The organism is Kluyvera fluvialis, assembly GCF_059725275.1.
In genome coordinates this window covers 1,262,496-1,282,942 of the sequence record NZ_AP046142.1, presented here as the reverse complement: position 1 = coordinate 1,282,942, position 20,447 = coordinate 1,262,496, and the positions used below count along the sequence as shown (strand labels likewise).

24 protein-coding genes, 1 pseudogene and 1 other annotated feature are annotated in these 20,447 nt (G+C 50.2%); of the genes and pseudogenes, 13 read left to right on the top strand and 12 right to left on the bottom strand.

Annotated elements, in window-relative coordinates:
* Window positions 1-40: 40 nt before the first annotated feature.
* Together yfiH and rluD are read right to left on the bottom strand one after the other, a co-directional pair.
* On the bottom strand, window positions 41-772 hold the full coding sequence (gene yfiH, locus AC6I4B_RS06275; protein WP_497770380.1) for a purine nucleoside phosphorylase YfiH: 732 nt from the start codon (window positions 770-772) through the stop codon (window positions 41-43).
* Window positions 769-1,749, bottom strand: a complete 981-nt coding sequence (gene rluD / locus AC6I4B_RS06270) for a 23S rRNA pseudouridine(1911/1915/1917) synthase RluD (protein ID WP_497770378.1) — start codon at window positions 1,747-1,749, stop codon at window positions 769-771. Before rluD ends, yfiH begins: the two co-directional genes overlap by 4 nt.
* Window positions 1,750-1,881: 132 nt before the next feature.
* On the opposite strand from rluD, the gene bamD reads away from it, so the two are divergent.
* The 4 genes from bamD (at window position 1,882) to pheA (ending at window position 4,655) form a co-directional block, all read left to right on the top strand.
* On the top strand, window positions 1,882-2,625 hold the full coding sequence (bamD, locus tag AC6I4B_RS06265) for an outer membrane protein assembly factor BamD (protein WP_497770377.1): 744 nt from the start codon (window positions 1,882-1,884) through the stop codon (window positions 2,623-2,625).
* Between the two features lie 272 nt (window positions 2,626-2,897).
* On the top strand, window positions 2,898-3,236 hold the full coding sequence (gene raiA, locus AC6I4B_RS06260) for a ribosome-associated translation inhibitor RaiA (protein ID WP_497770375.1): 339 nt from the start codon (window positions 2,898-2,900) through the stop codon (window positions 3,234-3,236).
* A 109-nt stretch (window positions 3,237-3,345) separates the two neighbouring features.
* Window positions 3,346-3,472 (top strand) — a sequence feature (Phe leader region).
* Window positions 3,347-3,418: a pheA operon leader peptide PheL gene (pheL, locus tag AC6I4B_RS06255; protein ID WP_497771964.1), complete on the top strand. Its 72-nt coding sequence runs from the start codon at window positions 3,347-3,349 to the stop codon at window positions 3,416-3,418. Its footprint overlaps the feature before it by 72 nt.
* A 22-nt stretch (window positions 3,473-3,494) precedes the next feature.
* Window positions 3,495-4,655 carry a bifunctional chorismate mutase/prephenate dehydratase gene (gene pheA, locus AC6I4B_RS06250; protein WP_497770374.1) on the top strand — a complete coding sequence of 387 codons (1,161 nt, stop codon included), beginning with the start codon at window positions 3,495-3,497 and terminating at the stop codon, window positions 4,653-4,655.
* Here pheA and AC6I4B_RS06245 read toward each other — a convergent pair.
* From AC6I4B_RS06245 to aroF, 3 genes are all read right to left on the bottom strand, one after another.
* Window positions 4,652-5,524 carry an SMP-30/gluconolactonase/LRE family protein gene (locus tag AC6I4B_RS06245; protein WP_497770372.1) on the bottom strand — a complete coding sequence of 291 codons (873 nt, stop codon included), beginning with the start codon at window positions 5,522-5,524 and terminating at the stop codon, window positions 4,652-4,654. The genes pheA and AC6I4B_RS06245 overlap by 4 nt on opposite strands.
* Before the next feature lie 63 nt (window positions 5,525-5,587).
* Window positions 5,588-6,709, bottom strand: coding sequence for a bifunctional chorismate mutase/prephenate dehydrogenase (gene tyrA, locus AC6I4B_RS06240; RefSeq protein WP_497770371.1), 1,122 nt, complete (start codon window positions 6,707-6,709; stop codon window positions 5,588-5,590).
* A 9-nt stretch (window positions 6,710-6,718) separates the two neighbouring features.
* A complete protein-coding gene (gene aroF, locus AC6I4B_RS06235) occupies window positions 6,719-7,789 on the bottom strand; it encodes a 3-deoxy-7-phosphoheptulonate synthase AroF (RefSeq protein WP_497770369.1) in 1,071 nt (356 codons plus the stop codon).
* A gap of 225 nt (window positions 7,790-8,014) precedes the next feature.
* Between aroF and AC6I4B_RS06230 the strand changes: the two genes are divergently transcribed.
* The 4 genes from AC6I4B_RS06230 (at window position 8,015) to AC6I4B_RS06215 (ending at window position 10,649) form a co-directional block, all read left to right on the top strand.
* Window positions 8,015-8,227, top strand: a complete 213-nt coding sequence (locus AC6I4B_RS06230; RefSeq protein ID WP_497770368.1) for a hypothetical protein — start codon at window positions 8,015-8,017, stop codon at window positions 8,225-8,227.
* 143 nt (window positions 8,228-8,370) lie between these two features.
* Entirely contained in the window at window positions 8,371-8,940 is a 570-nt protein-coding gene (gene yfiR, locus AC6I4B_RS06225) for a regulatory sequestration protein YfiR (RefSeq protein ID WP_497771963.1), read from the top strand.
* Entirely contained in the window at window positions 8,933-10,153 is a 1,221-nt protein-coding gene (gene dgcN / locus AC6I4B_RS06220) for a diguanylate cyclase DgcN/YfiN (RefSeq protein WP_497770366.1), read from the top strand. Before yfiR ends, dgcN begins: the two co-directional genes overlap by 8 nt.
* A 13-nt stretch (window positions 10,154-10,166) precedes the next feature.
* Entirely contained in the window at window positions 10,167-10,649 is a 483-nt protein-coding gene (locus tag AC6I4B_RS06215) for an OmpA family protein (protein ID WP_497770365.1), read from the top strand.
* A 6-nt stretch (window positions 10,650-10,655) separates the two neighbouring features.
* Here the strand turns inward: AC6I4B_RS06215 and AC6I4B_RS06210 are convergent.
* A pseudogene (locus tag AC6I4B_RS06210) lies at window positions 10,656-10,961 on the bottom strand (PepSY-associated TM helix domain-containing protein); the annotation flags it as partial.
* A 33-nt stretch (window positions 10,962-10,994) separates the two neighbouring features.
* Between AC6I4B_RS06210 and AC6I4B_RS06205 the strand changes: the two are divergent.
* Entirely contained in the window at window positions 10,995-11,756 is a 762-nt protein-coding gene (locus AC6I4B_RS06205; RefSeq protein WP_497770363.1) for an acyltransferase family protein, read from the top strand.
* 502 nt (window positions 11,757-12,258) lie between these two features.
* On the opposite strand, the gene rplS is transcribed toward AC6I4B_RS06205, so the two are convergent.
* The 5 genes from rplS to ffh form a co-directional block, all read right to left on the bottom strand.
* Window positions 12,259-12,606, bottom strand: coding sequence for a 50S ribosomal protein L19 (gene rplS / locus AC6I4B_RS06200; protein WP_006687325.1), 348 nt, complete (start codon window positions 12,604-12,606; stop codon window positions 12,259-12,261).
* Between the two features lie 44 nt (window positions 12,607-12,650).
* Window positions 12,651-13,418, bottom strand: a complete 768-nt coding sequence (gene trmD / locus AC6I4B_RS06195; protein WP_497770361.1) for a tRNA (guanosine(37)-N1)-methyltransferase TrmD — start codon at window positions 13,416-13,418, stop codon at window positions 12,651-12,653.
* Window positions 13,419-13,448: 30 nt separating this feature from the next.
* Window positions 13,449-13,997 (bottom strand): ribosome maturation factor RimM, encoded by a 549-nt coding sequence (gene rimM / locus AC6I4B_RS06190; RefSeq protein ID WP_497771962.1) that lies wholly within the window; start codon window positions 13,995-13,997, stop codon window positions 13,449-13,451.
* 18 nt (window positions 13,998-14,015) lie between these two features.
* Entirely contained in the window at window positions 14,016-14,264 is a 249-nt protein-coding gene (rpsP, locus tag AC6I4B_RS06185) for a 30S ribosomal protein S16 (RefSeq protein WP_497770359.1), read from the bottom strand.
* A 157-nt stretch (window positions 14,265-14,421) separates the two neighbouring features.
* Window positions 14,422-15,786 (bottom strand): signal recognition particle protein, encoded by a 1,365-nt coding sequence (ffh, locus tag AC6I4B_RS06180; protein ID WP_497770357.1) that lies wholly within the window; start codon window positions 15,784-15,786, stop codon window positions 14,422-14,424.
* 166 nt (window positions 15,787-15,952) lie between these two features.
* Between ffh and AC6I4B_RS06175 the strand changes: the two genes are divergently transcribed.
* The 3 genes from AC6I4B_RS06175 to AC6I4B_RS06165 all read left to right on the top strand — a co-directional run bounded on the left by AC6I4B_RS06175 (window position 15,953) and on the right by AC6I4B_RS06165 (window position 18,782).
* Window positions 15,953-16,744 carry a cytochrome C assembly family protein gene (locus tag AC6I4B_RS06175; protein ID WP_497770355.1) on the top strand — a complete coding sequence of 264 codons (792 nt, stop codon included), beginning with the start codon at window positions 15,953-15,955 and terminating at the stop codon, window positions 16,742-16,744.
* A 16-nt stretch (window positions 16,745-16,760) separates the two neighbouring features.
* The gene (locus AC6I4B_RS06170; protein WP_497770353.1) at window positions 16,761-18,047 is read left to right on the top strand and encodes an HlyC/CorC family transporter; all 1,287 of its coding nucleotides are present in this window, start codon (window positions 16,761-16,763) and stop codon (window positions 18,045-18,047) included.
* Window positions 18,048-18,176: 129 nt separating this feature from the next.
* Window positions 18,177-18,782: a DUF6630 family protein gene (locus AC6I4B_RS06165; RefSeq protein ID WP_497770352.1), complete on the top strand. Its 606-nt coding sequence runs from the start codon at window positions 18,177-18,179 to the stop codon at window positions 18,780-18,782.
* A gap of 38 nt (window positions 18,783-18,820) precedes the next feature.
* On the opposite strand, the gene grpE is transcribed toward AC6I4B_RS06165, so the two are convergent.
* On the bottom strand, window positions 18,821-19,411 hold the full coding sequence (gene grpE, locus AC6I4B_RS06160) for a nucleotide exchange factor GrpE (protein ID WP_497770350.1): 591 nt from the start codon (window positions 19,409-19,411) through the stop codon (window positions 18,821-18,823).
* A gap of 121 nt (window positions 19,412-19,532) precedes the next feature.
* Here grpE and nadK point away from each other — a divergent pair, with 121 nt between their 5' ends.
* Complete coding sequence (gene nadK / locus AC6I4B_RS06155; RefSeq protein ID WP_497770349.1) at window positions 19,533-20,411, top strand: NAD(+) kinase; 879 nt, start codon at window positions 19,533-19,535, stop codon at window positions 20,409-20,411.
* Window positions 20,412-20,447: the final 36 nt, after the last annotated feature.

Sequence of the window (20,447 nt, the reverse complement as noted above, 5' to 3'; positions counted from 1 at the left end):
AAAAAACTGTCAGCCTTCTGGATCGTCTTGATTCTATAGGTTATATCAGCCAGACAAAACTTGCCATACGACCCGTAGTACGGTCGCGGCGATAGGAGAAAAAATCATCCTTTTCGCTGAAGGTGCAGCGGTCACCGCCAAAGACGGCCGTAACACCGACATTGGCTAGCCGCTGGCGCGCTAGCTGATATATATCGGCGAAGTATTTCTCGCCGACTGGACGAAATGCGCTGGCAGCCTGGGCGTCTTTCGCCATAAACGCTTCACGCACTTCCGGGCCTACTTCAAATGCCTGCGGGCCAATCGCCGGGCCAAACCAGGCCAGAATATTTTCCGCATTATCCTTAAAGCAGGCAACGGTTTCTTCCAGAACGCCATCGCACAGCCCACGCCAACCAGCATGGGCTGCGGCAACTTCTGTCCCCGCACGGTTACAAAACAGTACCGGCAGGCAGTCCGCTGTCATCACCGCACACACTGTCCCTGGGGTGTTGCTATAGGACGCATCGGCACGCTTAGAAGCATACGGTTCGCCAGTCAGATGCAGCACATCTGTACCGTGAACCTGTTCCAACCACACCGGTTTCGACGGCAATTTTCCTGCCGCGAACATACGCTTACGGTTTTCTTCAACGTGCACAAGGTTATCGCCGCAGTGCGCACCAAGATTCAGAGAATCCCATGCACCTTCGCTAACACCACCGACACGCGTTGAACTACAGGCCGCAACGCCTGGCGGCAACGGCCACTCCGGGACAATGATTTTGGTCATAACCAGTCTACGTCGTCCTTATGTTCTTCAAAGTCAGCACGCATCACCTCAATGAGGTCAACCATATCCTGTGGGATAGGCGCATGCCATTCCATTTCAATGCCCGAAATCGGGTGATAAAGACGCAGCATGGTCGCATGCAGTGCCTGGCGGTCAAACTTACGCAGCACGGAAATAAAATCATCCGACGCGCCTTTTGGCGGACGCGGGCGGCCACCGTAGACCTGATCGCCCACCAGCGGATGGGTGATATGCGCCATATGCACGCGGATCTGGTGCGTACGTCCGGTTTCCAGACGCAACCGCAGACGCGTGTGCACACGGAAGTGTTCCATGATGCGATAGTGCGTCACCGCCGGTTTACCCATCGGGTGCACCGCCATGTGCGTACGCTTGGTTGGGTGACGGCTGATCGGTTCTTCAACCGTACCACCTGCGGTCATATGGCCAATCGCTACCGCTTCATACTCACGGGTGATTTCACGCAACTGCAACGACTCCACCAGACGCGTTTGCGCCGGAACCGTTTTCGCGACCACCATCAAACCGGTAGTGTCTTTATCCAGACGGTGCACAATACCTGCACGCGGCACATCCGCGATTGGCGGATAATAGTGCAGCAGTGCGTTTAGCACCGTACCATCCGGGTTACCCGCGCCGGGGTGAACCACTAAATCACGCGGTTTATTGATGACAATAATGTCTTCATCTTCATAGACGATATCTAATGGAATATCCTGCGCTTCAAAGCGGATTTCCTCGTCTATTTCTGCATCGATGGCAACCACTTCGCCACCTAAGACTTTCTCTTTCGGCTTATCACTGATCTTGCCGTTTACCTGTACGCGTTGGTCGAGAATCCACTCTTTTATTCGCGATCGCGAATAATCAGGGAACATTTCGGCCAAAGCCTGATCTAAGCGTTGACCGAGTTGTGACTCGGACACCGTTGCGGTGAGTTGTACTCGTTGTGCCATATACAGCTTCTTCGTTAACGTTGGGTTTTTACGGCTTCGCCGTTTAATATAGTGTGCTATTGTAGCTGGTCTTAATCGGGAACAGGAACTGTGAATATCCCGTACAAACATTTTGAGGAAAGTCAAAACGTCATGACGCGCATGAAATATCTGGTGGCAGCGGCCACGTTGAGCCTGGCTTTGGCGGGGTGCTCTGGTTCAAAGGAAGAGGTTCCTGATAATCCGCCTAATGAAATCTACGCAACTGCTCAGCAAAAGCTCCAGGACGGTAACTGGAAACAGGCAATAACGCAACTGGAAGCGTTGGATAACCGCTATCCGTTTGGGCCATATTCTCAGCAAGTTCAGTTGGATCTTATCTACGCATACTATAAAAATGCTGATTTGCCACTGGCTCAGGCCGCTATTGACCGTTTCATTCGTCTGAATCCGACGCACCCGAACATCGACTATGTGATGTACATGCGTGGGCTGACTAACATGGCGCTGGACGATAGCGCGCTGCAAGGTTTCTTCGGCGTAGACCGTTCAGACCGTGACCCACAGCACGCGCGTGACGCATTCAATGACTTCTCGAAGCTGGTGCGCGGCTACCCGAACAGTCAGTATGTGACCGATGCCAACAAACGTCTTATCTTCCTGAAAGACCGTCTGGCGAAGTATGAGCTTTCTGTCGTGGATTACTACACCGCTCGCGGTGCATGGGTCGCGGTTGTTAACCGCACCGAAAACATGATGCGTAACTATCCAGATACTCAGGCAACGCGTGACGCTCTGCCGAAGATGGAAAACGCCTATCGCCAAATGCAAATGACAGCGCAGGCTGATAAAGTAGCGAAAATCATTGCCGCTAACAGCAAAAACACACAGTCCTGATTCTGACGCTATCAAAGCAAAACGGCAGCCCATCGGCTGCCGTTTTTTTATTCGTTTTTCTCACCGACTGAAGCGGTTTAGCGGCAAGTCATCTTATCAAATATGGCTGCATTTTCCCGAACCGACAAGTAAAAACTCACTTCTTCCTGTCCTGACTCACAAAAAGAACGCGCTGACAAAAAGTGACAAAATAATGTGATGAAAGTCACACATTTTAACTAAAAGCGAGGTATGCTGGAATCACCAAGACGGAAAGACAAGAGGTAAAATTTATGACAATGAACATTACCAGTAAACAAATGGAAATTACTCCGGCAATTCGCCAGCATGTCGCAGACCGTCTCACCAAATTGGAAAAATGGCAAACTCACTTAATCAATCCACATATCATTCTCTCTAAAGAGCCGCAGGGCTTTGTAGCGGACGCCACGATGAATACCCCGAATGGGCATCTGGTCGCCAGCGCTAAACATGAAGATATGTACACTGCCATTAATGAATTGATCAACAAGCTGGAACGGCAGCTCAATAAGGTGCAACACAAAGGGGAAGCCCGTCGCGCCACAACATCGGTGAAAGACGCAAGCTTCGTGGAAGTTGAAGAAGAGTAAACTGAACTTTAATGTGTATCGCCAACGCGCCTTCGGGCGCGTTTTTTATTGACAGACCGAAAACAGAGCAGGTACTGTAAAACCTTGCAACGCTAAGGATTTAATCAACCGTGAAATTACTGCCGTTTTTCTTCGCATTCTTTTTTACCATTCCCCTGAATGGGAGGCGTTTCGTCGTGTGATAAAGAATGCGAAGACGAACAATAAGGCCTCCCACTCCGGGGGGCCTTTTTATTGATAACAAGAAAGGCAAACATCATGACTGCGGAAAACCCGTTACTGGCGATACGCGATAAAATCAGCGCGCTGGATGAGAAATTAGTCAGCCTGTTAGCAGAACGGCGCGGGCTGGCTATTGAAGTGGGAAAAGCCAAGCTGGCCTCTCACCGTCCGGTGCGCGACGTTGACCGTGAACGCGACCTGCTAGAGCGCCTGATTACGCTTGGCAAAACGCATCAACTGGATGCGCACTACATCACGCGCCTGTTTCAGTTGATTATTGAGGATTCTGTTCTCACTCAACAAACGCTATTGCAGCAGCATCTCAACAAAATAAACCCGCACTCTGCGCGCATTGCATTTCTTGGCCCTAAAGGCTCCTATTCACATCTGGCGGCTCGCCAGTATGCTGCGCGTCACTTTGAGCAGTTTATCGAAAGCGGCTGCCAAAAGTTTGCCGATATCTTTAACCAGGTTGAAACCGGACAGGCCGACTACGCCGTCGTGCCGATTGAAAACACCAGTTCAGGTGGGATAAACGACGTCTACGACCTGCTACAACACACCAGCCTGGCGATTGTTGGTGAGATGACCGTACCTATCGACCACTGCCTGCTGGTTAACGGCGCCTCCAGCCTGGAAAGCATTGAAACCGTATACAGCCACCCGCAGCCGTTCCAGCAGTGTAGCCAGTTCCTCAGCCATTATCCGCAGTGGAAAATTGAATACACCGAAAGCACCTCAGCAGCGATGGAAAAAGTCGCCCAGGCGAACTCCCCGACCGTTGCCGCGCTGGGCAGCGAAGCCGGCGGCAAGTTGTACGGCCTACAGGTGCTGGAACATTGCCAGGCTAACCAAACGCAAAATATTACCCGCTTCCTGGTGCTGGCACGTAAAGCCGTTGATGTTTCCGATCAGGTTCCGGCAAAAACCACCCTGCTAATGGCAACTGGGCAACAGGCGGGCGCATTGGTGGAAGCACTGCTGGTACTGCGCAACCACAATCTGATCATGACCAAACTCGAATCACGCCCGATTCACGGTAACCCATGGGAAGAGATGTTTTATCTCGATATCCAGGCCAATCTGGACTCGCTGCCAATGCAAAAAGCGCTGAAAGAGTTGTCTGGCATTACCCGCTCGATGAAAGTGCTAGGCTGCTATCCAAGCGAGAACGTCGTGCCGGTTGACCCTATTTAACGCTCAATAAACGGTCGCTTCTTCATTCCTGCCACCGCAACCGGCAGGGTGAAGATGGCACCCGACAGCGGATACTGAGCGATTTCCGCCGCTGACATATTTTCTCTGGTGGTCGTAATAAACAGCGTGCGCATATCCGCCCCGCCAAAACAGACCATCGTTGGGCAGCGCACCGGCAAACGATATTCAGCAAGCTGTTCTCCTTCGGGAGAAAATCGCGCCACCCGCCAACCGTCAAACATCGCGCTCCAGTAGCATCCTTCTTCATCAACCGCCGCGCCGTCCGGTATTCCCTCGCCATCGCTGAATAAACGGAAAATCTCACGCGTACCTGGTTCGCCATCGGCGTCCAGCGGCGTACGGTAAATCACCGCGTTAGGCGTGTCTGAGGTGTACATCCAGCGTTTGTCAGCGCTAAACGCCAGCCCATTAGCACCGTGGATATCACATTGAATGACTTTCGGCATTAGCTGGTTATCGACACGCACCAGCAACGCCCCGTTATAATCCCCCGGCCCCCAGAACGTCCCGGCATAAAAACGCCCGTCTCTGTCCGTACCGCCATCATTAAAGCGCGCCAACTGCGGGTTGCTGGGGTTATCGCAGATTTTATGCACCAGCAAACCCCGGCTATCCGCCAACCAGATGGCGCTACGCAGGGCAACAATAAAGCCGCCGTTTTCCCGCAGCGCAAAGCATCCGACTTCCTCTGGAAATTGCAGCACCTGATGTTCACCGCTCACAAGCACATAACGGTGGATTTCACACTCCAGAATATCGGCCCAATACAGTGCCTGCTCACCTTCGCTCCAGGTTGGGCATTCCGGTAAGTGTCCGGTGTAGTCAAACAACAGGTTTGCGTTAGCCATCGTTTTTACCCCATAAAAAAGCCAGAGGATTTCCCCTGGCTTTCAAGTATATACAGTTTCGTCTTACTGCCGGTTGTCATTCGCCTGGCGTAACAGGACGCGGCTCTCACTCTGGAAACGTTGTGCGTAATCGCCAAACCAGTGCTCGACCTTGCGGAAGCTATCAATAAACGCCTGTTTATTGCCTTGTTCTAACAGGTTAATTGCCTCGCCAAAGCGCTGGTAGTAACGTTTAATCAACGCCAGATTATTGCCTGATGACATAATAATGTCGGCATACAGTTGCGGATCCTGGGCAAACAGCCGCCCAACCATCGCCAGCTCTAATCGGTAGATTGGCGAGGAGAGCGCCAGCAATTGCTCCAGTTGCACATTTTCTTCAGCCAAATGCAGGCCGTAAGCAAAGGTCGCAAAGTGACGCAGCGCCTGAATAAACGCCATGTTTTGGTCGTGTTCAACCGCGCTAATGCGGTGCAAACGCGCGCCCCAAACCTGAATCTGCTCAAGGAACCACTGATAAGCTTCCGGCTGACGACCGTCACAGTACACCACCACCTGCTTAGCGAGGCTACCGCTGTCTGGACCAAACATCGGGTGAAGCCCGACAACCGGCCCCGCGTGAGCCGACAGCATCGCCTGGAGCGGCCCGGCTTTCACCGAGGCTAAATCCACCAGAATACAATCCGCAGGCAACGGGGGCAGCTTAGCAATGACCTGTTCCGTGACATGAATCGGCACGCTGACAATCACCATTCCCGCGTCCGCCACCAGAGTAGGCGCTTGCGCCCAATCCTCTTTTTCCAGCGTGCGCACCTGGTAGCCAGAAAGGGTCAGCATTTTCTCAAACAACCGCCCCATCTGGCCGCCACCGCCCACGATAACCACTGGGCGCAGCGACGGGCACAGCGTTTTAAAACCTTTGTCGTTTTCGCTGGAATAAGACTCACGCATCACTCTGCGCAATACATCTTCAATCAAATCAGGCGGTACGCCGAGCGCGGCAGCCTCCTGCCGACGTGAGGCCAGCATAGACGCCTCGCGCTCCGGGACGTAAATCGGCAAGCCATACTTGCTTTTGACTTCCCCAACTTCCGCCACCAGTTCTAAACGCTTAGCCAGCAGCTCCAGCAGCGCCTTATCCACTTCATCAATTTGATCGCGCAGTGCGGTCAGTTCAGCAACCATACAATCCTCTTACGCCAAACGTGCCGCCAGATGGCCGCGTAAATCCTTGTCGAGCTCACGCAACAGCGCATCAGTCGTTTCCCAACTGATACAGGCATCGGTAACCGATACGCCGTATTGCATATCGCAGCGCGGCTGCTCGGAAGACTGATTACCTTCGTGAATGTTACTTTCAATCATCAGGCCGATAATCGAACGATTACCGTCTTTGATCTGTGCGACAACGGATTCCGCTACCGCAGGCTGACGGCGGTAGTCTTTATTGGAATTACCATGACTGCAATCTACCATCAGCGATGCGCGCAGTCCTGCCTGTTCCATCTCTTTTTCACACTGCGCCACATCTTCTGGACCGTAGTTTGGCTTTTTACCGCCGCGCAGAATCACGTGACCATCCGGGTTGCCCTGAGTACGCAGCAGGCAAACCTGGCCCGCCTGGTTGATGCCCACAAAACGGTGCGGCATCGCAGCGGCACGCATCGCGTTAATCGCTGTCGCCAGAGAACCATCGGTTCCGTTTTTAAAGCCCACCGGCATCGACAGGCCAGAGGCCATTTCGCGGTGAGTTTGAGATTCCGTCGTACGAGCGCCAATCGCCGACCAGCTAAACAGGTCGCCAAGGTACTGCGGGCTGTTCGGGTCAAGCGCTTCGGTTGCCAGCGGCAGCCCCATGCTCACCAACTCAACCAGCAGACGACGCGCAATTTTCAGACCGCCTTCCACATCAAACGAGCCATCCATATGCGGATCGTTGATTAACCCTTTCCAGCCAACGGTGGTACGAGGTTTCTCAAAGTAGACACGCATGACCAGGTAGAGGCTATCGCTGACCTCTTCCGCAAGGGTTTTAAATCGACGCGCGTATTCGATGGCAGCTTCAGGATCATGGATAGAGCAAGGCCCACACACCACCAACAGACGGGGATCGCGACCGGCGATAATGTCAGAAATGGTTTTACGTGATTGGGCGATTTGCGCTTCTTGTCCTGCGGTCAGCGGCAATTCAGCTTTCAGTTGATCGGGCGTGATCAAAATCTGTTCATCGGCGATATTTACGTTATTCAGCGCGTCTTTTTGCATGATGGCATTACCTGTTATGGCTCGTTTGCGATAGTTGTTTCCTCTAAGAGGTGGACTCACAATACCATAACGAGTAAAGATTTCAATCCAAAATACGTACACATTGCTTTACATTAGCCATTTTATTGCAAAATAAAGCCAATCTAATCGTAAACATAAAGTTACACACACTAACCTCGCGTCCGTTCAGGTACTCAGAACACAGACGTCGCTGGCAGGTTTAATGTGGAAAAAACCACCGTTCACGAGATTTCGGTTAAAGATAATCTGCCATTGGCCGATAAATTTAACCATCCAACTATTAGCCATCGCGAATATCGTTGTGGTGGTAATAAAGGTCGGAAAATAGCGGATAAACAATGCGTTATTCACGCCCGTGATATTATTAGCAGGCAAAATAACACACGCTATAGCAACAAGGGATGGATGAGAACATGAATGCCATCAGGCTTAATTTACTTTATCTTTAACCTTCAAAATTAATACAACTGTCAGATTTAACCTAAGCAAACGAAGTTGCATCTCTGACATAATGATGGCTTTGATAAACAATGATCTTCTGCCAACAACTCTTAAGAACAATGATTTCCAGAGCGACATGGCAGATTCGCGAGAGAAACTCATTCTTGATCCCGTTGCTTCGACTCACTCTGGTGCTCATGCTGTCCCTTGTTGTGGGCCAGTCGATGGCCGCCCCTCTTACAGAAACCGATAAATCGGTTCGTTCGATTGTTTCAGGTATTGTGAGCTATACCCAATGGCCTTCACTGACTAAACCGCCTAAACTCTGTGTTTATGCCTCCTCCCGATACACATCAGCACTCAGCGCTGTAGATGAACAAAATAGTTCGCTGCCTTATATTCCTGAGATTGTCCATACCGATCAGGAAACCCTGTCAGCAACATGTGATGGTATTTATTTCGGAGCAGAATCACCGGCTAAACAACTTGAATTAATTAATAAATATCAAGGCAGAGCGTTGCTATTAATTTCTGAGCAAAATGCAGAATGTGTTATTGGCAGCGCATTTTGCCTCATCATAAATGACAGCAAAGTTAGGTTTTCCGTCAATCTGGATGCACTGTCTCGCAGCGGCGTAAGAGTCAATCCAGATGTATTAATGCTTGCACGGACTCAAAAGCATGAATAAGGATTCCTTTTCCACTCCTCGTCCTACGTTTAAAAGGACGTTGAGGCGTAACAGCATGATAAGCGTAATAATAACAATGACATTAATATGGTTACTGTTGTGTTTCGCTTCCGTAGTGACATTAAAGCAATATGCGCAAAAAAATCTCGAATTAACCGGCGCAACCATGAGCCACAGCCTTAAAGCCTCTTTGGTTTTCAACGACTCACTGGCGGCTAACGACACGCTTGCCACTCTGGGAAAGCAGGGGCAATTTGCTGTGGCGGAAGTGCTCGACGCCCAGAGAAAACGCTTTGCGTACTGGTCATGGAACCCTGAGGACAACACCGATACGCTGGGTGCGCTGGTCAGCCACTGGCTGTTCCCAGTGCCCATTTCACAGCCTATTATTCATAACGGCAATGTCATCGGTGAAATCCGCCTGACCGCACGCGACAACCTGATCGGTCACTTTATCTGGATGTCATTTGCGGTTCTCACTGGCTGCATTCTGTTTGCCTCGGTCGTCGCACTCGCCATTACGCGCTCCCTGCACCACGGCATGGTCACCGCGATGCAAAATATCACTGATGTCGTCCATGACGTTCGCACCAACCGCAACTTCTCGCGGCGGGTCAAAGAAGGCCGCATCGAGGAATTTCACCATTTTGGTGAGGACTTCAATAGTTTGCTTGATGAAATGGAAGAGTGGCAGTTAAAGCTACAGGCAAAAAATGCCCAACTGATGCGCACCGCGATGCACGACCCACTCACCGGCCTGGCGAACCGTGCCGCGTTTCGCAATAGCATCTCAGCGTTGATGAATGACGCCACCACCAAAGCTAACTCGGCTCTCCTTTTCCTGGATGGCGATAATTTTAAAGCGATCAACGATACCTGGGGACATGCCGCTGGTGACTGCGTGCTAATAGAAGTCGCCAGCCGGATGATCGCCTTCGGCGCTAAGCGCTATCAGTCATATCGTCTTGGTGGCGACGAATTTGCCATGGTGGTGCACGACGTCCATTCTGAACTTGAAGTTCAACACATTTGTGCTGCGCTATCACAGCAGTTTATCCACCCGTTTGAGTTGCATAACGGGCATACCACACCGATGTCACTCAGCATTGGCTTCGCTCTGTCGTGGGAAAGCGCTTCTCTGGAGGCCTTGCTGGAGCAAGCTGACCGCAATATGTACCTGATGAAAAAGCAACGTTCTAAAACAATCACTTAGAAAGGAATACGATATGTTAAAGCGATACCTTGCGCCGTTATTACTCGCATCACTGGTACTGACAGGCTGCCAGACCCCCAAAGGTAAATTCACGCCTGAACAAATTACGGCAATGAAATCCTATGGCTTTAACGAATTGAATGGTGATTGGTCTTTAGGCCTGTCGGATAAGATCCTGTTTGATAAAAACGACGCCAGACTGCGTCCAGACAGCGAAACCCAGATTCAGGAGATGGCATCACGCCTCGCAGCCACCGGATTAAACCACGCACGGATGGATGGCCACACCGATAACTTTGGGGAAGACAACTACAACGAAGCCCTCTCACTAAAACGCGCCAATGTCGTTGCCGATGCCTGGGCAAAAGGTGCCAGTATCCCGCGTAGCAATCTCACCACGAAGGGGTTAGGCAAAAAATACCCTATCGCCAGCAATAGCACCTCACAAGGGCGTGCTGAAAACCGTCGGGTTGCGGTAGTCATCAGCACGCCATAAAGCGATTTAGCGGGTAACCTGCTGAGCGGCACGTTCAATACCGCTACGCCAGCGTAGCCAATCCCCGAGTACAAACAGCAACAGGCTGGCCCCCATCACCGGTAGCGCTAGCCCGCAGGCAACCGCCAACACCAGCGTGATAGCTCGAGCGGGTAACGAGAGCGCCAGCCAACTTTGCGTCAACGTCTGCAATGGGTTGATCGCCGGTTGCGCGGGGCGCTTAATCCACCATAGCCGGTAGCCCATCACAATCGCCACGCATAGTGCGAGGCCAAAGGCGATAAGTAACAATTGGTTCGGCAGGCCAAACAAATATATAAACTAATAAGCTATTTTACTGTTTTTGTGTTTATAGTAAATATAGCCACTGGAAACTCAAAAATAGAGTATATTCTATCAGCTTTAACGCTGCAGAATGCAATTACACCAATCTTTCCAGTTGTTGATGGTTCCTATTGGTTTGTACCTGTTTACTGTGTATGCATAATTTTATTTTCTATAATCAAAGATTTTAATATCTTTTCAAAGTGGCTTTTTTTACTCCTATCATTAACTTATTTCATAATTAGATTTTATAAATCAGTTCCAGACAATCTGTTTTTCCTTGGATCAGGGCTGGACAAGGCATTATTTTACACAAGCTGTATTTTGATTGGATTTATGTTTTACAAATATAAAAACAACAAACTACTACCAATACTTTCTGTAACCTCAGGGATATTGCTATTCTTAATTTATCACTTTGATCATAATGCAATAAACTTACAGAGTTACAAATTCCCCGTCGGTCTCCCATACGTTCTAGCATCATTTATATCTTTATTTTTAGTATTATATGGAATTGGCTTAAAAAGCAAATCATTCTTGACTTACATTGGTAGGAACTCACTATTCTTCTACATGTCGCAAGGTGTTAGTTCATCATTGATTTATTATGTTATTCCACATATAAACGTGCCATACATTTATAAATTGATAATAATATTCTCTATTAATTTAATGCTATCACTACTAATTGGACTTGCTATAATTCAACTCACTAATATCCTTACCACTGGTACTCTTAAAATAAAGAAAGCCATAAACCAACAATTGCAAATTAAATGATATGTAGGGGGGCTTCCCTCCTACTCTATATAATAGACTCTTCATTATTATTAAAATACCAACGCCTAAAAAACACCACGCACTATACTCCATATATATCTTATAAAATATTTTTTAAAGATCACCAGGAATAATGACATCGAAAATTCTTATTAATCCCCTAGCAAATAGCTGGCCTCTCATCAGATGCCCATTAATATTGAAATTGAGCGGCAAACCTCTTTTCTGACTGTGCCCATAATAATTTTGTAGCGATATTTAGACATCCACACCAATTTGTATTTACAACTCTAAAACATACGTACTGAACTTCTATCACAGATCATGTCAGTGATTACCTTCTTACTGTGTGAGTAAGCAGAAATTTTCTGACATGAAATTCCTTCAGGCGATAACCTCACTGAGACAATCACTGCCTCCCGGGGAGATGACTTAGAGATGATAAAAAAAGGGCCAGCCTTTCGGCCAGCCCTTTTCTAACAGGATGTCGCTTACGCGAATCTTAGTTAAGACGCTCTTTGATACGAGCAGACTTACCAGTACGTTCACGCAGGTAGTACAGTTTAGCTTTACGCACAGCACCACGACGTTTAACAGCAATGCTGTCAACTACCGGAGAGTGAGTCTGGAAGACACGCTCAACGCCTTCGCCGTTGGAAATTTTACGAACAGTGAATGCAGAGTGCAGACCGCGGCTACGAATAGCGATAACCACGCCCTCAAATGCCTGCAGACGTTTTTTGGAACCTTCAACAACCCATACTTTCACTTCCACGGTATCACCCGGACGGAAGGAAGGTACGTCCTGCTTCATCTGTTCTTGTTCAAGTTGCTTAATAATGTTGCTCATAATTTAATCTCTTATCCTGGGTAAACTGATATATCGGGAGCGTGTTACGCTTGCCCATCATGTTTATGTTGCTGTTGTGCGTGTTCCTTTTTGAACTCCGCCAGCAACCTTGCTTGCTCTTCAGTCAGAGCCAGGTTTTCCAGAAGTTCAGGTCTTCTAAGCCAGGAGCGGCCCAGCGACTGCTTCAAACGCCAGCGACGTATCTCGGCATGGTTCCCCGACAGCAGAACTGGCGGTACTTCCATCCCTTCTAACACTTCAGGACGAGTATAGTGTGGACAGTCCAGCAACCCTTCAGCAAACGAATCTTCGATTGCTGATGCTTCATGACCCAGAACCCCCGGAATAAACCGAGAAACAGAGTCAATAAGCGTCATTGCCGGTAGCTCACCACCGCTGAGAACGTAATCGCCGATTGACCATTCTTCATCAATTTCGGTCTGAATTACGCGCTCATCTATCCCTTCATAGCGACCACATACCAGAATCAGCTTTTGATTCGTGGCCAGTTCGCTGACGCCCGCTTGATCAAGCTTGCGTCCCTGAGGTGACAGATAAATCACCTTCGCGCCTTCACCTGCCGCGGCTTTTGCTGCATGAATGGCGTCCCGTAAAGGTTGCACCATCATTAACATCCCCGGTCCGCCGCCGTAAGGACGATCGTCCACGGTACGGTGCCGGTCATGCGTGAAGTCACGAGGACTCCAGCTCTGGATGCTCAGCAGGCCATTTTTTACTGCCCGGCCAGTTACCCCGTAATCGGTAATTGCGCGGAACATTTCAGGAAACAGGCTAATTATGCCAATCCACATAGCGCCGTCTTTTACCGTTTATCCGGTGGTTTAAAAACCAGGATCCCAATCTACTTCGATAGTACGAGTAGCGAGATCGACTTTCTTGATAACCTGCCCATCGAGGAACGGAACCAACCGCTCCTTGATACCAAATGCATCTTTCAGGTTTGCCTTAATGACGAGAACGTCATTCGACCCGGTTTCCATCATATCGATGACTTTACCGAGACCGTAGCCTTCCGTAGTCACTACCTGGCAGCCCATCAGGTCTTTCCAGTAATAGCTTCCATCTTCCAGCGCCGGTAACTGCGAGGAATCTACGACAATTTCGCAGTTCGTCAGCAGATTCGCGGCATCGCGATCGTCAACGCCTTTCAGCTTAATGACGATATCCTGATTGTGGTAGCGCCAGCTTTCCAGCTCAACGGTCTGCCACTGACCCGCCTTCTGGATTAACCAGGGCTGATAGTCAAAAATGCTTTCGGCGTCTTCGGTGGAGGAAAACACTCTGAGCCAACCACGGATACCGTAGGAAGAACCCATTTTCCCCAATACGATCGGATCAACAGGTGCTTGTGCGGTGTGTTGCTTGCTCATCATGACCACCGTGACAGATTAAGCTGCTTTCTTAGCTTCTTTGATCAGCGCAGATACGCGATCAGAGATAGTTGCGCCCTGGCCAACCCAGTGCTCAATGCGGTCCAGGTCCAGACGGGTACCTTCTTCCGATGCAGAAGCGATCGGGTTGAAGAAACCAACGCGCTCGATGAAGCGACCGTTGCGTGCGTTACGGCTGTCAGTAACAACAACCTGGTAGAACGGACGCTTTTTAGCGCCGTGACGAGCTAAACGAATAGTTACCATAACATCCTCTTGTGTGAATAGAACAACCGGGCCCCATCGAGGGAAGGGGCCCGGTGTCATATTAAAAGCCCGAAAATTTTACTCATTTTTGAGCAAAAATCAATTTGTTTCGTGTTGGCAAATTAATCTGTGGAATCGGGCCATGTTGCAAAAACACTCAACGCCCCGGGAATCCCGGAGGCATCATGCCTTTCATTCCGCGCATCATTTTCATCATGCCGCCTTTCGACTTCATTTTTTTCATCATGCGCTGCATATCATCAAACTGCTTCAGCAGACGGTTTACGTCCTGCACCTGCAAGCCACAACCCTGCGCAATACGGCGCTTGCGGGAACCTTTAATGATTTCCGGCTTCGCGCGCTCTTTCAGCGTCATCGAGTTGATAATGGCTTCCATGCGCACCAGCACTTTATCATCCATCTGCGATTTAACGTTGTCAGGAATCTGGCCCATGCCCGGCAGTTTGCCCATCAGGCTCGCCATGCCGCCCATGTTTTTCATCTGTTTAAGCTGTTCTAAGAAGTCGTTCAGGTCGAAACCATCGCCCTTCTTCAGCTTGGTCGCCAGCTTCTCAGCCTGTGCGCGGTCAACCTTGCTCTCGATATCTTCGATAAGCGACAGGACGTCGCCCATGCCGAGAATACGTGACGCGATACGATCCGGATGGAACGGCTCCAGCGCTTCGGTTTTCTCGCCCACGCCGAGGAATTTGATGGGCTTACCGGTGATATGGCGAATCGACAGCGCCGCACCACCACGGGCATCGCCATCCACTTTGGTCAGCACAACACCGGTCAACGGCAGCGCTTCGTTAAAGGCTTTCGCCGTATTTGCCGCATCCTGGCCGGTCATTGCATCGACCACAAACAGGGTTTCTACCGGGTTAATCGCGGCATGTACCTGTTTGATTTCGTCCATCATCGCTTCATCAACGTGCAGACGACCGGCGGTATCCACCAGCAGCACGTCGTAGAATTTCAGCTTCGCTTCTTTCAGCGCTGCGTTAACGATGTCGATAGGCTTCTGACCAACGTCAGACGGGAAGAAATCCACGCCAACCTGTTCAGCCAGCGTTTCCAACTGCTTGATTGCCGCCGGACGGTAAACGTCGGCAGAAACCACCAGCACTTTCTTCTTATGCTTCTCGCGCAGGAATTTACCCAGCTTACCGACGCTGGTTGTTTTACCCGCCCCCTGCAAGCCAGCCATCAGCACCACGGCTGGCGGCTGCGCGGCCAGATTCAGGCTCTGATTTTCTTCACCCATCGCCGAAACCAGTTCGGTTCGAACGATTTTGACAAACTCCTGACCCGGGGTCAGGCTTTTATTGACTTCGTGACCAACCGCTTTCTCTTTTACGCGGTTAATAAAATCACGCACGACCGGCAACGCAACGTCGGCTTCCAGCAGCGCCATGCGCACTTCGCGCAGAGTCTCTTTTACGTTGTCTTCGGTGAGGCGGCCACGGCCGCTGATATTACGCAGCGTGCGTGACAAACGATCGGTTAAATTATCAAACATTGTCTCTCGCCTAAGGTGGAAACGCGTGATCGCCGCAGCGACACAAAATAGAATTTTGCCGGAGTATAACACGACACCGCCCGAGTTGTGATGTAGCGGTTGGAGCTGAGGTCGCGTAACGTTATACTGCCTTTCTTACATTCATTGACGGTTGCCGACATCATTTATGCCTGTTTTTGCCCTGCTCGCGCTTGTTGCCTACTCCATCAGTCTTGCGCTGATCATTCCTGGCCTGCTGCAAAAAAACAGCGGCTGGCGGCGCATGGCGATTCTTTCCGCCACCGTAGCTCTGATTTGCCATGCCTTTGCGCTAGAAGCGCGGATTCTGCCAGGCGGAGAAGCCGGGCAAAACCTCAGCCTGCTTAACGTCGGCTCGCTGGTGAGTTTGATGATCTGTACGGTGATGACGATTGTTGCCTCCCGCAACCGAGGTTGGCTGTTACTGCCTATTGTCTATGCCTTTGCGCTCATCAACCTCGCCTTCGCCACCTTTATGCCCAACGAATTCATCACCCATCTGGAAGCCACACCGGGCGTGATGGTGCATATCGGCCTGTCGCTGTTCTCTTATGCAACGCTGATTATCGCCGCCCTGTATGCGCTTCAGTTGGCATGGATTGACTATCAGCTCAAAAATAAAAAACTGGCGTTCAATCATGAAATGCCGCCGCTGATGGTTATCGAACGCAAAATGTTTCACATCACCCAGGTAGGCGTCGTTCTGCTCACCCTGACGCTGTGTACAGGCCTGTTTTACATGCATAACCTGTTTAGCATGGAAAATATTGATAAGGCCGTCCTTTCCATCGTCGCCTGGTTCGTCTATATCGTCTTGTTATGGGGCCACTATCATGAAGGATGGCGCGGTCGCCGGGTTGTCTGGTTTAACGTCGCTGGCGCAGGCATCCTGACGCTGGCCTACTTTGGTAGCCGCGTCATTCAACAATTTGTGGGCTAAGTACTAAGGAATTCACTTGGAACATATCTCAACCACTACGCTGATCGTCACACTGGTCATCATGGTGGTCATCTCCGCCTATTTCTCAGGCTCTGAAACCGGCATGATGACGCTCAATCGCTACCGATTGCGTCATTTGGCAAAACAGGGCAATCGTCAGGCTAAACGCGTAGAAAAGCTGCTGCGCAAGCCAGACCGCTTAATCAGCCTGGTGCTTATCGGTAACAACCTGGTCAATATTCTGGCATCAGCCATCGGGACAATCGTCGGTATGCGCCTTTACGGCAACGCTGGTGTGGCGATTGCTACCGGCGTACTGACGTTTGTGGTGCTGGTGTTTGCGGAAGTTTTACCAAAAACCATAGCCGCCCTATACCCAGAAAAAGTCGCCTACCCCAGCAGTTTTTTGCTCGCCCCGCTGCAAATTTTAATGATGCCGCTGGTTTGGTTGCTGAATATGGTGACGCGCGTTCTGATGCGCATGATGGGCATAAAATCGGATGTCACTATCTCCAGCGCGTTAAGTAAAGATGAGTTGCGCACTATCGTGAACGAATCACGGTCGCAAATTTCTCGCCGTAATCAGGACATGCTGCTGTCGGTACTGGACCTCGAAAAAGTCAGCGTTGACGACATCATGGTTCCGCGCAATGAAATTGTCGGTATCAACATCAACGACGACTGGAAAGCGATTGTGCGCCAACTGACGCACTCACCGCATGGCCGCATTGTGCTGTATCGCGACTCGCTGGACGACGCCATCAGTATGCTGCGCGTGCGTGAAGCCTACCGTCTGATGACCGAGAAAAAAGAGTTCACCAAAGAGGTGATGCTGCGCGCTGCCGATGAAATCTACTTTGTTCCGGAAGGCACTCCGCTCAGCACGCAGTTGGTCAAATTCCAGCGCAATAAAAAGAAAGTCGGCCTGGTGGTTGATGAATACGGTGATATTCAGGGGCTGGTCACCGTCGAAGATATCCTGGAAGAGATTGTCGGTGACTTTACAACCTCGATGTCACCATCCCTTGCCGAAGAGGTCAACCCGCAAAACGACGGTTCGGTGATTATCGATGGCAGCGCGAACGTGCGTGAGCTGAACAAAGCGTTCAACTGGCATCTACCGGAAGATGAAGCGCGCACCATCAACGGCATGATTGTGGAAGCACTGGAAGAAATCCCGGCGCCCGGAACGCGCGTACGCATCGCACAGTACGATATCGACATCCTCGACGTACAGGACAACGTTATCAAACAGGTTCAGGTTAACCCGATAAAACCCCTGCGCGAAAGTGCGGCAGAATAGCGTTCCCCCCTCTCAAGGGCGAATTCCGGTTCGCCTTTTTTATTCCCGTTATTTCAGATTTCATTTATACCGCCGCGTGCGTGCGCAGTGCCATGATGGCCCCTCACAATTCGTAAGGAGCACGAAGCCATGTCTGAAGACTATGTGATTGAATGGGACGACAAATTTGCTGAAGACCTTAAATCGGTCGCCGATGTTTTTCTGCAACATAACCCTATGCTATGGCCCGATATTTTCTCCCGCCTGGCAATAAGCCCCGAAAGTTTCGAGAATGACGACGAGGATGAATACGGCCTGCAAGATATTCTCGACTGTAGCGGCGGAGATTTAGGCAATAACGAGTTGGTGCAGGTATTGTTACAGGTCCTGCACGGAGAAGGCCTGACGATGCACGTTGACTGGAAAGGGGAAGATGATGACGGTGAGATGGCCAATTTTGCTGCTAATCGTTACTACGAGCTGACGGACAACCAGGAAGACGCCGAAACGTTAAGAAGTTTACTGCTGGAAATGACCGAGGAAGACGAAATTGCCGAAGCTTGCGAAGGCGGGGATCGTTATCTCGATGAAGTTTTTGAACGTATTCAGAATCAACTCAATAAGCATAATTTGCAGATTTTTGACCTCAATGAAGGCACTGATACTTACAGCATCGCGGTCTTGCCAATGAGCGATTATAAAAAGATCGACGAGTTCAAAACTCAGTGGTTAGAAATTCAGAACTTCCTAAGCTAAGCGCAAAAATGGCCGGCGTCTGACCGGCCATCGAATGCTTATTTCGCTTTCGCCACGGAAACCATCGCCGCGCGAATGGTACGACCGTTCAGGGTATAGCCCTTTTGCATCACCATCAGCACGTTGCCAGCAGCGACTTCATCAGACTCAACCATTGCAATCGCCTGGTGCACGTTCGGGTCCATTGGCACGTTGATATCCGCGACAACCTGCACACCAAACTTAGCCACCACGTCCAGCATTGATTTACGGGTCAGCTCAATACCTTCAATCATCGCCGCCATCGCATCGGTGTCTTTATTCGCCACTTCCAGCGCGCGATCCAGGCTATCCAGCACCGGCAGCAGTTCGTTGACGAATTTTTCCAGCGCAAATTTGTGCGCCTTCTCGACGTCGATTTCAGTACGACGACGCAGGTTTTCCATTTCTGCCTTCACACGCAGCACGCTTTCGCGCTCGCGGGTTTCGGCTTCCGCTAACTGCGACTCAAGGTTCGCAATTTTTTCATCGCGCGGATCCACCTGCTCAGCAGAAGCGTCTGATTCAACCGCCTCAACTTCTTCGTGCTGATCCATGATAATTTCTTCCGGGGATTGCCCCTCAGGCGTTTTCTGTTCTTTACTACTCATGAATTTCTCCGCGTTTTTTCGCAATCATCTCGCTAACTTGGCTTATTATGGGGATCAGATTCCGGGTTTCAAGGGAAGCTCTCACATTGTCATCAATCTTCGGCACAAGGACATTCAGAAAATGAACAATCATTTCAAGTGTATCGGTATTGTAGGACACCCTCGTCACCCGACTGCCCTAACGACACATGAAATGCTCTATCGTTGGCTTTGCACGAAAGGCTGCGATGTGATTGTTGAGCGCCAGATAGCCCAGGAACTCAAACTTGATAACGTCAAAACCGGCACGCTGGCGGAGATTGGCCAAAAAGCCGACCTCGCCGTTGTGGTCGGGGGTGATGGTAATATGCTCGGCGCGGCGCGCACACTGGCGCGCTACGACATCAGCGTCATCGGCATTAACCGCGGCAATTTGGGTTTTCTGACCGATCTTGACCCCGATAACGCCCATCAACAATTAGCTGATGTGCTGGACGGCAATTTTATCGCCGAAAAACGTTTCCTACTAGAAGCACAGGTATGTCAGCAAAACTGCCAAAAACGAATCAGCACCGCCATTAACGAAGTGGTGTTACACCCTGGCAAAGTCGCGCATATGATTGAGTTTGAAGTCTATATCGACGAAACCTTTGCCTTCTCCCAGCGCTCAGATGGCTTGATTATCTCAACACCCACTGGCTCAACGGCTTACTCGCTATCGGCAGGCGGCCCGATTCTGACGCCCTCACTCGACGCCATCACCTTAGTGCCAATGTTCCCGCACACTCTCTCAGCGCGCCCGCTGGTCATTAACAGCAACAGCACCATTCGCCTGCGCTTCTCGCACCGCCGAAGCGACCTGGAAATTAGCTGCGACAGCCAGATTGCCCTGCCTATCCAGGAAGGTGAAGACGTACTGATTCGCCGTAGCGACTATCACCTGAACCTGATTCACCCAAAAGACTACAGCTATTTCAACACATTAAGCACCAAGCTGGGGTGGTCAAAAAAATTGTTCTAATTTTGTCGTCAGCTCTTTACTGGATAAAAAACCAGT